Source organism: Larkinella soli (assembly GCF_003703975.1).
Classification (GTDB): Bacteria; Bacteroidota; Bacteroidia; order Cytophagales; family Spirosomataceae; genus Larkinella; species Larkinella soli.
Window position 1 is genome coordinate 595,464 of sequence record NZ_QTJY01000002.1, and the last position, 14,612, is coordinate 610,075.

General features: G+C 57.9%; 14 protein-coding genes. 3 read left to right on the top strand and 11 right to left on the bottom strand.

Going from position 1 to position 14,612, the window contains the following annotated elements:
- Nucleotides 1-100: 100 nt before the first annotated feature.
- Together DX909_RS08680 and DX909_RS08685 are read left to right on the top strand one after the other, a co-directional pair.
- Nucleotides 101-538, top strand: coding sequence for a MarR family winged helix-turn-helix transcriptional regulator (locus tag DX909_RS08680; RefSeq protein WP_128544748.1), 438 nt, complete (start codon nucleotides 101-103; stop codon nucleotides 536-538).
- 49 nt (nucleotides 539-587) lie between these two features.
- On the top strand, nucleotides 588-1,076 hold the full coding sequence (locus DX909_RS08685; protein WP_206512973.1) for a hypothetical protein: 489 nt from the start codon (nucleotides 588-590) through the stop codon (nucleotides 1,074-1,076).
- Nucleotides 1,077-1,114: 38 nt separating this feature from the next.
- On the opposite strand, the gene DX909_RS08690 is transcribed toward DX909_RS08685, so the two are convergent.
- The 9 genes from DX909_RS08690 to DX909_RS08725 form a co-directional block, all read right to left on the bottom strand.
- Nucleotides 1,115-1,633 carry a YciE/YciF ferroxidase family protein gene (locus tag DX909_RS08690; protein WP_206512974.1) on the bottom strand — a complete coding sequence of 173 codons (519 nt, stop codon included), beginning with the start codon at nucleotides 1,631-1,633 and terminating at the stop codon, nucleotides 1,115-1,117.
- 532 nt (nucleotides 1,634-2,165) lie between these two features.
- A complete protein-coding gene (locus DX909_RS08695) occupies nucleotides 2,166-2,552 on the bottom strand; it encodes a response regulator transcription factor (protein ID WP_128544750.1) in 387 nt (128 codons plus the stop codon).
- 200 nt (nucleotides 2,553-2,752) lie between these two features.
- Nucleotides 2,753-2,968, bottom strand: coding sequence for a hypothetical protein (locus DX909_RS08700; RefSeq protein WP_128544751.1), 216 nt, complete (start codon nucleotides 2,966-2,968; stop codon nucleotides 2,753-2,755).
- Between the two features lie 178 nt (nucleotides 2,969-3,146).
- Complete coding sequence (locus tag DX909_RS08705; RefSeq protein ID WP_164851229.1) at nucleotides 3,147-3,563, bottom strand: response regulator; 417 nt, start codon at nucleotides 3,561-3,563, stop codon at nucleotides 3,147-3,149.
- 87 nt (nucleotides 3,564-3,650) lie between these two features.
- Nucleotides 3,651-3,830, bottom strand: a complete 180-nt coding sequence (locus tag DX909_RS08710) for a LytTR family DNA-binding domain-containing protein (RefSeq protein ID WP_128544753.1) — start codon at nucleotides 3,828-3,830, stop codon at nucleotides 3,651-3,653.
- The gene (locus DX909_RS29485) at nucleotides 3,831-3,995 is read right to left on the bottom strand and encodes a hypothetical protein (RefSeq protein ID WP_164851230.1); all 165 of its coding nucleotides are present in this window, start codon (nucleotides 3,993-3,995) and stop codon (nucleotides 3,831-3,833) included. It lies immediately after the preceding gene.
- Between the two features lie 144 nt (nucleotides 3,996-4,139).
- Nucleotides 4,140-4,562 (bottom strand): response regulator, encoded by a 423-nt coding sequence (locus DX909_RS08715; RefSeq protein WP_128544754.1) that lies wholly within the window; start codon nucleotides 4,560-4,562, stop codon nucleotides 4,140-4,142.
- A gap of 246 nt (nucleotides 4,563-4,808) precedes the next feature.
- Nucleotides 4,809-5,507, bottom strand: coding sequence for a cytochrome c biogenesis protein CcsA (gene ccsA / locus DX909_RS08720; RefSeq protein ID WP_128544755.1), 699 nt, complete (start codon nucleotides 5,505-5,507; stop codon nucleotides 4,809-4,811).
- 34 nt (nucleotides 5,508-5,541) lie between these two features.
- On the bottom strand, nucleotides 5,542-7,167 hold the full coding sequence (locus DX909_RS08725; RefSeq protein WP_128544756.1) for an alpha/beta hydrolase-fold protein: 1,626 nt from the start codon (nucleotides 7,165-7,167) through the stop codon (nucleotides 5,542-5,544).
- A 199-nt stretch (nucleotides 7,168-7,366) separates the two neighbouring features.
- On the opposite strand from DX909_RS08725, the gene DX909_RS08730 reads away from it, so the two are divergent.
- On the top strand, nucleotides 7,367-8,488 hold the full coding sequence (locus DX909_RS08730) for an alpha/beta fold hydrolase (protein WP_128544757.1): 1,122 nt from the start codon (nucleotides 7,367-7,369) through the stop codon (nucleotides 8,486-8,488).
- 260 nt (nucleotides 8,489-8,748) lie between these two features.
- On the opposite strand, the gene DX909_RS08735 is transcribed toward DX909_RS08730, so the two are convergent.
- Together DX909_RS08735 and DX909_RS08740 are read right to left on the bottom strand one after the other, a co-directional pair.
- Nucleotides 8,749-9,192, bottom strand: coding sequence for a response regulator (locus DX909_RS08735; protein WP_164851231.1), 444 nt, complete (start codon nucleotides 9,190-9,192; stop codon nucleotides 8,749-8,751).
- Nucleotides 9,193-9,258: 66 nt separating this feature from the next.
- Nucleotides 9,259-14,097, bottom strand: a complete 4,839-nt coding sequence (locus tag DX909_RS08740) for a PAS domain S-box protein (protein ID WP_128544759.1) — start codon at nucleotides 14,095-14,097, stop codon at nucleotides 9,259-9,261.
- Between the last annotated feature and the right edge of the window lie 515 nt (nucleotides 14,098-14,612).

Sequence of the window (14,612 nt, forward strand, 5' to 3'; positions counted from 1 at the left end):
TTTTTCTTCCTGACTGCCGTTCAATCAAAAACTGGCGGTCAGGAAAGGAAATCTGCTCCGGATTGTCGTATATTTGACACATCAATTAAATAAAACACCCATGCTGCCTTTCTCCCTCGACGATTCGATCGGCTATACCTTCAATACGGTGGCCAACCTGCTGAAACGGGAACTGAACGAAGCGTTCAGGCAGGCCGGCATCGACATCCTGGCAGAACAGTGGGCGTTGCTTTTCAGGCTCCGCGAACAACCGGGCATGAACCAGCAGGAGCTGGCGCAGTCCGTTTCCCGCGACAACGCCAGCGTAACCCGTTCGCTGCTCGTACTGGAAAAGAAGCGGCTCGTCGAACGGCGGCAGTCCGACGCCGACCGGCGAAACCGGTATCTGTATCTGACGTCGGAAGGAGAACAGCTTCTCCCCCAGTTGATTCAGTGTGCCCAACAAGTGCTTCAGAAAGCCCTTCACGGGATTTCCGACCGGGAAATCGACTTCCTGAACGGGCTGGTCCGGCAAATGATCGTTAACCTGACGAAGTAAATTTTTTGACGTATTATTTGACATATCAATTATATAAACCATCTGATCTATGAACCGTTCCACGCTTGCCCGAATCCATGCCGCTGCCGCGCTGACGGCCTTTGGACTGATTACCGTGTTTTTCATCAGTACGTTCGTAGCCGAGGTCTCCGGCCGGGCTTCCTGGATCATTGCCGTGAAGAAAGGAATCTTTTACGGGATGTGGGCCATGCCGCTGCTGATGCCCGCTGCCGGCTGGACCGGATTCCGGCTGGCCGGAAAATCGCAGCACCCGATCATCCTCCGCAAGCGCAGCCGGCTGCGGTGGATTGTCGCCAACGGGTTGCTCCTGCTCGGGCTGGCGGTATTTCTGTATGGGAAAGCCGCCCATAACCAGTTGGATACGGTTTTCCTGGGTGCCCAGCTGCTGGAATCAGGACTGGGCGCCACCAATCTTTTCCTGCTGGGGGCCATGATCCGGGATGGCCTCCGGCTCCGGCCGAAAGCGGGCAAAAAGGAGCCCGGCCCCCGAAAGGGCCGGGCGATCCATCCCGTTTAACGGTTTTATCCGGTCGATAAGCAGGTCCGTGGGCCTGCTTATTCGCTTTTCGCCGATTCGTTGATCGACGTTTCGGCAATCCGGGTCAGTAAGGAGTCCGTTTTTTTCTCTTCCTCGAGCGTTTGCTCCAGCAGTTTGGCGGCTTCGGGGAAGCCCAGTACGCCGGCCAGAGTCCGCAGGGTTCCATAGGAAGCGATTTCGTAATGCTCCACCTTTTGGGCAGCCGCAATCAGGGCTACGTCGCGGGTCAGGCTCCCGTCCTTGGTGTCTTCGATCAGCTCGTGGGCTTCCTCGATCAGCCCTTCCATAGCTTCGCACTTTTTGGCCGATGCCTTCTCGCCGAGGGCCTCGAAAACCTGCTCCAGCCGCCCGACCTGGTTTTCCGTTTCGGTCAGGTGCTGCTCGAAGGCCGTCCGCAATTGCTGCGAAGTGGCGGATTTGCCCATCTTCGCGAGTTCTTTGGTCAGGTGCTTTTCGGCCCAGTAGATGTCTTTCAAACCATCGACAAACAATTCCTTCAATTCGCTTTCGTTGCTGGTTTCCTTTGATTTTGCCATGATTAATTGAATTAGGTTTTCATGAAGTTTAACCGGGTCGGGCATTTTTTGTTTCCGATGACCCCGTTTTCCGACGGTCGGGAAACCGTGGGATTTCACTGCCTATTTGTCCTGACCCGGTCAGGGAACTCCGGCCTGCCTATCAAAAGAGGGTTTGCATGAGCGTTTCCGACGGCTCATCGGAATCGGCAATATCAGACATCAAAAGAAATCAGAACCGTACCTGCCGTAACGGGCCCGGCTGCCGGCTCAAGGAAGTTGCCGGCTCGATCAGGTTCTATAAAAAGTGCAGCGCTATCGGATGGAAAATTAAGTAAAAATGCCGTCTTTTGCCATCCATTCGGTAAGAGAGGGAGTTTCCCTTATCTGCCGTACCAGTAAGATAGATGTTGGAGGACAGGCCCGGCCGGTATCGGCCGGGTTTTGTTTCGGGAGGGAACAAAGCGGTCTCCGGAGAGCAACTCCGGCTATTAAGCAGACAAAAAAGCCTGCCCAAAGCAGGCAGGTCGTTTGAAAAGAGTCACCGGGGCGATCAGAGAACCGCCTGGTCTTGTCGGTGGGTATTCAGCAGCGATCGGGTCAGGTCGGTCAGGGTGCCCGGAAAAAAGGGTTTTTCCAGGAAGGCATCCGCCAGCGCCGTCGAACCGTCGCGTTTGAAGGGAGTGAGTTCGGCTGAGATGACGAGAACCGGAACCTGCCCGTCGTAGTGTTTTCTTAACGATTCGACAATGATTCTCCCGGATGCGTCGGGCAGGGTCAGATCGGATACGATCAGATCCGGCCGGTCTTCGGCCAGTTGACTTTCGGCCAGCCTCAGCGAACCGGCCAGACTCACTTCATAGCCGGCTTTTTCCAGGTAGACCTTGAGCATTCGCTGCTGAAGGGGGTCATCTTCTACTAAAAGTACAGATTGTCTCATTTCGGTAGTATTGCACAGATTCACCGGAATCGAGCAAAAACTGTGCGATTCCGGCCCCGATTCGCCAGATGTGATTTTCCGGTAATCAAAACAAAACCCGGCCAAAGCCGGCCGGGTTGTTTTCCCTTTCTTATACTCCCAAAAGAAGAGCAGGAAGGTAGGCTCAGCCTACAGGTACTGAAGGATCGCACCCAACACCATTACCCTTCCTTTCCGGAAACCAACGATTGGATCATCGTCTGTTCAGACGGCTGCCGTTCGTTCTCCCGCTGCCCGTCCGTGCTCTCCATCCGGTCGAACAGGTAAAAAGTAACCATTCCGCCGACTACCATTCCGACGATGGCCGACAGCGGTTCGGCCATCGATTCGTGGACGTTTTCACGCCACCAGGACCACGCCATCAGGATATCCCTCATGACGAAACTGATAAGAATAAAGGACAGAGAATTCAATGGTTTAAGCATAACCGGAACAACCCCTTGCATTGGTTCGTATCTGCACTAACCAGTTTGGAAACAAAGCGGATCGATTCCTGATGAAGTGGGAAAAAATTTGAGTAATCGGCATAATTATTTTCCCATTCCCTACGGTCCTTTATAGTTGTATGGATACCGGCCGGCGGGCCCAGTACCACCGGATGGCGTTGAAGACCCGGTTCATATCCTTCAACCGCGTCGGCTTGACGAAATAAGTGGTCGCGCCCAGTTCATGACACCGTACCACGTCTCTCCCGTAATCGGAGGAGGTCAGCATGAAGATCGGCGTGTGGCGGGTTTTTGGCCCGGCCCGAAGCTTTTCCAGCGTTTCGAAACCGGACATGATCGGCATGTTGATATCCAGCAGGATCAGATCGGGCCCACGCAGGGTGCCGGCCACGGCATCCAGCAGCGCCTGACCATTCGGAAAGGTCCTGATGGCGGTACGGGGAAACAGACGTTGGAGAAATACAGAATACAGACCGGCATCTTCCTCATCGTCGTCGGCGAGAAAGATTTGTAGTGGTTCGACCATGGTTCTCTGTTCATTGAGCCGGAAAAGCGGAATACAATTTTGATTCCATTTCCAACGCATTTTTCAAAAAAATTTGATAAACCGGATTCAATTGAGCGCGTGGGGCTTGAGCTGGAGCGACACCGTCCCGATCCGGCGCCGTGATACCGCCAGAACCTGCCCTCCCTTCAGCTGGATCTCCATGCGGGTGCTGGAGATCGGATGGACGGAGTCGACATAAGTCGGATTAACGAGCGCCCCCTTGCTGATCCGGACAAAACTGGTCAGCTAATGCTGCCAGAGCCGCAGGGTTCGGGCGGATAAGGCCTGGCTGCCGTCCTCGAAATGGAAGCAGCAGTAATTTCCCTTCGCTTCGATCCACCGGATCTCCGCAAGAGAAATGAAATAGGGAATGGAAGGTAATTTTACGAACTCAGGGTATTTGTTCTTCATAGGATAAGGATTAAAGGTGCCAATTATCGGACAAAGTAATGAAGTAATCCCGAAACGTTTCGGTGACTGGACCAACAAAACAACATAGAACCGCATCGCCTGAGAAGGCGAAAGGGGAAAATAACCGGCTTCCTCAATGGTCCGCTATTCCAGTGCGGGTGTTTTGGCAGACATTTGCTCCCACGTCAGTTTAAAGCCGGCCATCATCAGACGAAAGGCTTCGAACCGGGAGGGTTTGACGAAGTACGAGCTTACGCCCAGGCGGTAACTTCGCTCAATGTCCACTTCGTAATCGGAAGACGAAAGGATAAATGTGGGGGTGTGGAGGGTAAGGGGATGGGAACGGATCACGGCCAGAGCCTCGAAACCGTCCATGCGCGGCATATTGATATCCAGAAAGATAAATGTCGGGAGCGGAGATGCGTCAAAGAGCGCATCGGTCAGTGCCTTCCCATCCGGAAAAATACTGATTCGGCAGTCCGGGAATAATTCCTTAACGATACGCTCGAAAAAAATGGCGTCATCCTCATCGTCCTCGGCCAGAAAAAAATGTACGGGGGAGTGCATGGCTTTCGGGTATTAGGTTTGGGAACGAATGGGAATTTAAAAACTTTTTTTAGGAATTATCCAAGCAACAGCGGAAAATTTTTCATATAAAAAAGTCGGAGATTCCGCAGGGTGCCGGGCGGAGTTAATTTGACCTCCGCAGGGAAGCCCGGAACCCCCGCAGGGAGTAGTAAATCCGGCGGATGGAAACCTGATTACCGAGGCTGGGGAGGAGAACGTCAGATCCAGTGGCGCCGGCCTGAAAGCCTAATTTTTCGGGGAAGTCTCCGTCTCCCGCACCGCACGGGGCGGCTCCGCCGGGTTTTCCAGCCGCCGTAACCGCACCCGGAGCTGGGTAATCCAGAAACCAAGCAGGGTAAAACCGACGAAAGCCGGTCGGATGATCCGTTTGATGGAGCCGTCGGCGTCGTAACTGTTGAAACCGGGATTGCCGCCGTTGCCCGGATGGAGCGAATCGGTCAGCCGGGGAAGGATGATGATCAGCGGAATAAACACCGCAAAGGCAAAGATGTTGTAGACCGCGGAGAGCCGGGCCCGGCGCAGTTCGTCGTCGAAGGAAGCCCGCAGAACGAAGTAGGCCAGGTACATCAGCATCCCCACCGCCACGCCGTTCGTTTTGGGATCGTTGGGCCATAAGGCTCCCCAGGCAAAATAGGCCCAGACCGAACCGGTCAGACAGCCGAGTATGCCGAAAAGGAGGGCGGTATTGGCAAATTCGACTGCCATAAAATCATCGTCGGCGCGGCCTTTCCGCAGATACCGGATCGAAAAGAAGGCCGAAGAAAGCAGCATGACGATCATGGCAATCCACAAAGGCGGATGAAAGAAGGTGTTCCTGATCGTCTCGTGCAGGATCGGGAGCCGGGGAACCGGACTCATCAGGCCCGCAACGATCACATAGGCCAGGATAAGGACGGTCAGGATCTTCCACCAGTGTTTGCGCATGAGTCTCCGGCGATTTTGGGGTCAAAGGTAGGGTTCATTTTCCAAAGATATACTCAATGCCGTCTTCAAAGGAAGGGACCGCCGTGCCCATGTGTTCCAGTTGTTCATACACCCAGAACCGAACCGCAGCGTGCTGTTGCAGCCGCCGACCGAAAGCCGCCACGGTCTCCCGCTGATCTCCGGCCAGTTCCTGCTCGCCGACGCTTAAAAAGAGCCGGTATTCCGACCGGGCCGGATCCGGGCCGCCGGCGGCTTCCAGCGCCTTTTGCAGATAACCGTCATGATACCACAGGGAAGGGCTGGCCGCTACAAAATGGCTGAACACCGGCCCGGAATCGATTTGCCTGAGCAAGGCATACAAAGTGAAAAAACCGCCGAACGAATGCCCCATCAGGGTCCGGTTGCGCCCATCGGTCCGATACCGCCGGTCGATTTCCGGAATCAGTTCGTTTTTGATAAAGTCGTAAAACTTCTCCCCTCCCCCGCCGGACGGCAGACTATCCGACGGCAGGGCCGCCGGGTAGGTGTAGTCCCGGACCCGGAGCGAATCCATCCGGTACGCATCCCGGTAGCCGATCCCGACGACGATAGGCTCCGTCCGCAGCTTTTTCTTCCGGGCCAGGCGGGTGACGGAATAACTGATCGGGTCGAAATAGGCGTTGCCGTCGAGATGATAAACGACGGGGTAGCGCTGCTCCGGTTTTTTCCGGTAACCGGTCGGAAGCCGGACAAACAGACTGAAGGTGTCCTTTACGCTGCCGGAGGGGTACCGGAATTCGGGCACGGACTCTTCGTCATCCCCGTCTGGGGGGGCGGCCCGGTCGACGAGTGCCGTCAGGTGGAGGCAGTAATGGTGGGGAGGGATGTTCCACTGTCCGAGGCTGTTTTTCCGGTAAAAACTGCGGGACGAGCCGCCCAGCCTGACCTCGTAGTAGATCGGGGAATCGGCGGGGGTGTTGCTCTCGGGAATGAACTCGACAGCCACCACAAAATCGCCTTTCAGAACAATTTTATGGGCCGTCAGGTCAAACTTCAGCCAGCCTTCGCGAATCGGATGCCGTTGCAGGATGCTTTTTTCCACGATTCTTTCACCCGGGCGGTCGTCTTCCAGGCGGTAAAAGTTGATCCGGAAACTGGCGCTGTCCCTGCGTCCGGCGTTGATATGGAGATTCACGGAGGTGATCCGGGCGGTGCGGTTTCCGAGCCGGATGGCCTGTGCAATCTCGAAAACGTCTGATTTGGAGAACATTCCGTCCGTAAAATGGAGGAGCAGGTTCCGCTTGCGGATCCCGAATTTCTGTTCCACCGGTCGGGTGCCGCTGACTTTAATTTCGTCGAGGGCAATGACCCGCTGCGCCAGCCGGACGGTCAGGGGCTGCCCGGCGGTCAATGCGGCCACCGGGACTTTCCATTCGTGATGGCCGACCAGGGAGAACGTCAGCGTATCGGCCGGGCCGGCGTTCCGAAGACGGATGGAGAAGGTGCCGTTGGGCAGCGATACCGTCCCCTCATTCTTCCTTTTGATACCGATATTGACGTACGGGAGCGGCTTCCGGGTGGCGGAGTCCAGAACGGTGCCGCTCACCATCTGCTGGCAGTGGCCCGGAAAACCGGAAGCGAGGAGTTGGAGAAGGAACAGAAAAGGCAGGCAGCGGGTCATTCCCAAAGGTATTCATATCTGCCGGATGCCGGGCCGGGTTAATATTTTTTAACAAACCGGCGGAGTGTCGTCGCTTCCACTCCCACCGATTCCGGGCCGCTGCCTAACCATCCCAAACAATATAGCCCCGGCACCGTCAATACCCTGGTGCAGCCGGGGTTCTTTCCCGAAAAAAGAATCCGATAAAAACCACCTTCCTATGCCGTTACTGATGCTTGCCCTCCTGCTGGCCGATCTTCTGTCCGTTGCCTATCCGTTTGTGGCTTATTATCTCTGGCGGGAATGGGATCGGTTCCGGGATACCCCATCCGATGATTATGCCCAGCGGTGTTTATGGGGAGCGATCGTCCTTCTGCTCTTCATAGTTCTGGGAAAATTCCTGATCCGGACCCTCCTGAGCAAAAACCGTAAAGGGGAAGACGATCCCCATCGGTTCAGCAGTGATCAGCAGGATACCCTCGAACGTCCGGACGGCAGTTCGATTCATATCGAGTATTTCGGTAAAGCCGACGGACAGCCGATTATCTTCGTGCATGGATGGAATGCGACCCTCCAGGAATGGTATTACCAGCGCAACCATTTTGAGAAGCAGTACCGGCTGATCCTGATCGATTTGCCCGGCCTGGGCAAATCCACGCGCCCGGCCAACAAGGATTTTTCACTGGACAACCTGGCGGCCGCCCTCCAGGCCGTGATCGAACGAACGGGGGTCAGAGAGCCGATCCTGTGGGGGCACAGTATCGGCGGAATGACGATCCTGACGCTGCTGGCGCAACGGATCGGTGGGCCTCAAAGCGGTATCAAAGGGGTGATTCTGGAGCATACGACGTATACCAACCCCGTTCGGACGATTCTGCTGGACCGGCTGATGACGGCCATTCAAAAACCGATTCTGGAGCCGCTGTGTTGGCTGATGATCATCCTCTCCCCCATCCTCTGGATCTCCCGCTGGATGAGTTATCTCAATGGCAACTCGCTGGTGATGACCCGGCTGCTGACCTTTACCGGCACGCAGACGTCCGGGCAGCTCGACTTTGTCACCCTGCTCTCCACCCTGGCACCTCCCGCCGTCACCGCACGGGGCGTTTTGGGAATGTTCCGGTATGACGTGACGGAGGCCCTTCCCAAAATTACGGTTCCGGTTCTGATCCTGGCCGCCAATAAAGACCGGCTGACCAAACCGGTCGCCAGCCGGTTCATGGACCAACACCTGCCCAACTCCAGACTGGTTACGGTGGCGCCGGGAGGACATCAGGGGCTGGTCGAAAGGCACCGGGAAGTGAATGAGGCTGCCGAACAGTTCATCCGAAGCCTGAAATGACGGCGAAATCCGCCCTAAAGCCCTTGTTTTTAAGGAAGATCTAACCTTAAGTGGTTGTTTTGGAAAGCGTTTTTGCCCTTCCGGGCGGTTTTGGCATCCTGTTGACCACCCCCCAGCCCCCTCCTTGCTAAGGAGGGGGTGGCTCCGCAGGGCTTGAATCGGGCAGCGCTCTCCCCCTCCTTAGCAAGGAGGGGGCTGGGGGGTGGTCTGCCGTATGAATGGGGGAGAAAGAAGTGTTACGACTTGGGAACGTCCGGTGGTCAGGCCGCCGGTCTTCCGCTTTTCTGAAAGGGGTTGGCTTCGACGTCGAACGCGCAGAGCTGGGTCAGGGTCTCCCGGATGGCCGTCAGGTTCATCGGTTTGAGCAGAAAGGAGCAGGCGCCTAATCGGTAGCTTTCCTGCTCGGATTCGGAGTCGACCCGGTTCGTCATCATCACGACCGGAACCGATTGCCACTCGGGCAGCATTTTCAGCCGACGGAGCGTTTGAAATCCGTCCATCCGGGGCATATCGATGTCCAGCACGATCAGCCGGGGCCTGTTCCCTTCAGCCGGAACCGATGATTCGATTTCGTCGATCAGGTCCTGACCGTCGGTGAAGAACCGAATCGGAATCTGGGGAAAGGACCGGCCGGCAACCTGACGGATCAGGAAAAGGTAATCCGCCGAGTCATCAACGAAAAAAATCAGTGGTGGTACCGTCATCGACTGGGATGGAAACATTACTATATCAAACGATATCCGGGGCCGGAATCAGTTGATTTCCGCATTTTATGAGGGAATGGTCTCTTCGAACCGCACCTCGAACCGGGTTCCCTTTTCGGCCTCACTTTCAACGGTTAAGGTGGCTCCCAGCAGCACACAAAGCCGCCTGACGATCGACAGGCCGATGCCCTCGCCCCCGGACCGGCCGGGCAGGCTCCCCGTGGCGGAATCGGCAGGCAGCTGCCCCCGGAGCTGACGAACCAGAGACTCCGACAAACCCGGTCCGGTGTCGGTAACGCTGAACTGCCAGCCGGTATCCAGCCGCTGCCAGGCCAGCGTCACTCCCCCGGTCTGCGTGTATTTCAGGGCGTTCAGCAGCAGGTTCTGGGCGATTCGCCGGACCTGCAACGGATCACTTTCTATTTCCAGGTCGGACGGCCCCGCGGCCTGAAGCGACAGCCCGCGTTCCTGAGCCATGGCCTGCGCGCCGGCTGCCAGGTCTTCCAGCAGCAGGGCGGGATTGAAGCGGCTGAGATGCAGGATTTCCTGCCCCGCTTCCAGACGGGCCAGATCCAGCAGATTGGTCATCAACTGGGTCATCATCTGAATATTACGACGAATCATCTGAAGCATCTGGCTGCGTTCGGCTTCACTGCCGGCCAGTCCCAGCAGCTGGGTTGCGGAGGCAATCACCCCCACGTGCCCCCGTAAATCATGCGAGGCCGACCGCAGCACTTCGCCCCGCTCCTGCAGTGAATTGCGCAGCTCAGCCAGCGTATGGGCGCTCCGGCTCGCCTGCTCAAGCTCCGCCAGCCAGTACTGCTGCTGGGTCTGGGCCTGTTTGAGATCGGTAATATCCAGCCCCGTCAGCACCAGCCCGTCATCCTGGCGGGTGACGGCCACCGCCAGCCAGCGCTCCTGACCGCCAGAATTCAGTCGTTTCTCCTCGTAGCGGGCCTGCCGCGAATGATAGACCTCCCGCAGATCATCCAGCGTCTTTTCGTCCCAGAGCATCGTACTTAAGCGCTCCGCCGACTGGCCCAGTAACCGGTTCAGGGGCAGATCGAAGAATTCGGCCAGCTTCTGGTTTCCGACCGCCAGTGTGAAGTCAATGATCCGATCGGGGTCGTCTTCGGCGTGGACGGTTTTGAGCAGGCCGATGGAGGCCGGTGACGCATCCAGAACGGCCTGGATGTTTACGGCGGTATCCCGGATGCGGTCCTGCGCCCGCACCTGTTCGGTGATGTCCCAGTCGATACCCAGCACCCGCCCTGGGGCTCCGGTGTCATCCGGCAACACCACCCCCTTGATTCTGAGGACTCTTACACCGCCATTAACGCGAATTCGCAGGGTTTCCTCCAAGGGACCGGGCCCCTCCCGAAGCCGCGCCTGGATCCGCCGGGCCACCTCCCGGTCCGATTCCAGGGCGAAGGCCTCGTAGATCTCCGGCGTGATCACTGCGTCGGCTTCCAGTCCAAACAGCTGGTACATGCCTTCCGACCAGGAAAACCGTCCGTCCGTCCGGTCGTATTCCCAGCTTCCGGTTCGGGCGAGCGTTTCGGTCTGCTGCTGGAGGATCAGGTTCTTGAGGGCTTCGGCCTGTTCGGCCCGTTTCCGCTCGGTGATGTCCCGGGCGATGGTGGAAACGCCGATCACCTGCCCTTCGGCGTTTCGGACCGGCGACAGCACGATTTCCAGCACGATCTGGCGGCCCCCTTTGTTGACCCGAACCGTATCGAACCGCTCCACCTTCCGGGAGTGTTTGATCTTGTCGATGTCGCCCAGCACTTCGGCCAGGTCCGCAGGCAGCGTCAGCATCGTCAGCGGCTGACCGACGGCTTCCGCTGCCGTGTAGCCATACAGGGCTTCGGCGGCCTGGTTCCAGCTGGTGATGATGCTTTCGAAATTGACCGTCACCACCGAGTCCTGCGACGATTCGACGATCGAGGCCAGAAAGTACCGGGCTTCCTGGGCCGCGCGGCTGTCGGTCAGATCCCGCAGGATTTTTACGAAGCCGACCATCTGGCCGGCGGCATCGTGCAGGGGCGACACCGACCCGGAGGCCCAGAAGCGCCGGCCGTCCTTCCGCAGGTGCCACCGCTCGTTCCGGGTGCGGCCCTGCCGCCGGATATTCTCCACTTCGCGTTCGGGTTCGCTCTGCTCCCGGTCTTCGGCAGTAAAGAGGATATCCCCGGATTGCCCCAGGATTTCCTCTTCCGTATAGCCGATCATGGCCTGCGCCCCCGGGCTCCAGCCGGTAATGTGACGCTGGAGGTCGAGCGTCAGAATGGCGTAGTCTTTGGCGCTCTCGAACACCAGCCGCATCCGTTCTTCCGACAGGCGGACGGCTTCTTCGGCGGCTTTTCGCCGGGTAATGTCGACGAAGGTAATGATGATGCCGTTGATGCGGTCGTCGGCCGTGCGGTAGGGCAGCAGCCGCATCAGGAACACCCGGCCGTCGGTGGTCCGGACCTCCCGTTCCACCGGCAGCAGCGACTGGGCCACCGCCTGGGCGTCCTCCAGCAGGGACGTATACTCCAGCCGGCTGGTGATGTCGCTCAGCGGCCGGCCGGTATCAGCCGGAATCAGGTTGAAGATCGTGCGGACGGCCGGCGTGAAGAGGTTGATGCGGAACCCGCGGTCGAGGAACAGCGTGGCCAGGTCGGCGGAGTTGATCAGGTTCTGGAAGTTGTTGCTGGTCAGTGAGATTTCCTCCACCTTCACTTTCAGTTCCTGATTGACCGTCGTCAGTTCCTCGTTGATCGACTGCAGTTCTTCCTTGCTGGTCTCCAGTTCCTCGGCCGCCGAGCGCAGCTCCTCGTTCATGGCCTGCAGCTCTTCGTTGGAAGCCTTCAGTTCTTCGGCCTGTGCTTCGTGGTGTTCGTTGGAGTGGAACAGCTGAGCTTTCAGGCGGATCAGTTCTTCTTCCAGCTGCCGCGCGAGCGGTTCTTCGGAGGTGAGAATGCTGCCGGGCCGGCTGCTTTCCTGGTCGGTCGTCTCGAAGAGCACCAGCACGAACCCCCGGGCCGGGTCGCTTTCCTGCATCACCGGCCGGACGTGGATCGTGAGCGTTTCGGTCTTTTCACCCACGCGCAGCTGCAGGTTCCGGGCTTCGACGTTGGTCTGCCGCTGGGTCGCCTGATAAAGCGCCGTGCGCAGTTCCAGGCGCAGTTCGGGCCGGATCAGCTTCAGCAGGTTTTTCGAGGGCTCGCCCCCGGCCACGGCCAGATAGCGCCCGGCCCGCTCCGACAGGTGCAGGATGTCATATTCTTCATTGACGATAATCGAAGGGGGAGCGTATTGTTCCAGCAACTGCTGGTGTAACTCACCGAAGTGCTTCCTGCTCTCCCGGGAGGGCAGCCGTTCCTCCTGAGGCAGTGCGGGTGACCGTTGTTTCTCGGGGGCGGTCGGCGGGGGAGTTCCCTGCAGGGGATAAGAGCGGGACGCCACCGGGCGTCCCTGGTAGAGGTGGTGTTCGCGGCTGACGGCGGCAAACAGATCCCCCGCCCCGTCGGGGGTTTCCGACAGCCCCAGCATCAGGTAGCCTCCCGGCTTGAGGGCGAAGTGGAACGTCTCCATGACCCGCTCCTGGGCCGTGTGGTTGAGGTAGATCAGCAGATTGCGGCAACTCACCAGGTCCAGCTTCGAGAAGGGCGGATCGGTCAGCACGTTATGATGGGCAAACAGGATCATCTCCCGAATCTCGCGCCGGATGTAGTAATCGTCGCCCTCCCGGGTAAAGAAGCGGTTCAGCCGCTCGGGGGATACATCGGCCGCGTCGTTGAGGGTATAGCGGCCTTCCCGGGCGGTAGCGACGGCGGCTTCATCGATGTCGGTGGCGAAAATCTGCACCCGGGGTGCATCGGTACTGTCGAGGGTGTATTCGGCCAGAAGCATGGCCAGCGAGTAGGCTTCTTCCCCGGTGGCGCAGCCCGCCACCCAGACCCGGAGGGTATCGTCCGCTTTTTTTCCGGCCAGCAGTCCGGGGAGCACCTTCTGCTCCAGGGAGAGGAAGGCGTTTCCGTCGCGGAAAAAGTTGGTGACCGAGATCAGAAGGTCTTTCAGCAGCGCCTGAATTTCCTCGGGATGCTCGCGCAGGTAAGCCGCGTAGGCGGGCAGATGGGACAGGTTGCGGACGTTGATGCGTCGCTCCAGCCGACGCATCAGGGTGGGGCGCTTGTAGTTGGAAAAGTCGTGGCCGGTGCGCAGGCGCAGCTGCGTGAAAATCTCCCGAAGGGCCTGCTGCTGGTCTTCGGTGCGGGTCTCATTTTCCACCGGAATCTCGACCCGGCCCAGGCTTAGGCGGTAGGCGATGAGCCGGGCCGGCAACTCGGCCACCGGCAGAATTTCATCCACCAGGTTGGTGGCAATGGCGTGGCGGGGCATCTCCGGAAAGGAGGCCTCGCGGGGATTCTGCACAAAGGCCGCCCCGCCGTTCTCCTTGATCCGTTTGAGTCCCATCGAGCCGTTGGCTCCCGTGCCGGTCAGGATCACGGCCACCGCCCGGGGGCCATGGGAATCGGCCAGCGTCCGGAAGAAAATATCGACCGGCGCCCGGCGCTCCTCCGGGCGCGTACTGGGCAGAACGGTAAGTTGCCCCTCCTGCATCTCCAGGTGCCGGTTGGGCGGCACCACGTAGACGTGATTGGGAAGGACCGGGACGGTTTCCGTTACCTGAATCACCGGGATGCCTGCAACGCCCTGAAGGATCTGAGCGAGCTGACTGTCGTAATCGGGTGACAGATGCAGAATCACGATGTAGGCCAGGCCGGAATTATCGGGCACATTCTCAAAAAAAACCCTTAGTGCTTCAACGCCACCCGCCGAGGCACCGATGCCTACGATCAGGCGCTCATCCTGGCCGGACGGTGGAGAGGATGGAATCGTTGGCGGCTTCTTGTCCATGGACGGCGTTGTCAGGTTTCGGCATGCTCCCAGGAAGCATGGGTGGATGGAATAATAAGACGGGGCGCGTTTTTCATTCCGGACCAATAGTCCGGATCAGCTTCCGTTCCGGCAGCCGACCAAGTTACGAGGAAATGAATTAACCATGACGCTGCCTGAAAGTTCGGGGTCGAAAACCTGCGGTCGCCGGACCATCCGCAGCCCCGCTGCCGGAGCCTACCTGCGGCCCGGCCTCCCCTGGGTGCTAAGGGTTTCGGCAGCAATTATATACTTAAAAATATTTTTGGAGAAGCGGCCCCAAACTATAATCTATTTAAACAATAGACAAAACCTCCTGTTTAATAATTGTTAAACAGCCCTCATTATCAGATGAGGTGGGGCAGGAATGAAGAGCAAAGGGATACTCATCACCATTTTATGGACTAAACACATTCTACGTTATGGAACGTACACTGAACTATCAAGAGCCGCCTGTAAATCGGCTGAATTTTTTGCAAAGGATTTCCTGGAGTGCC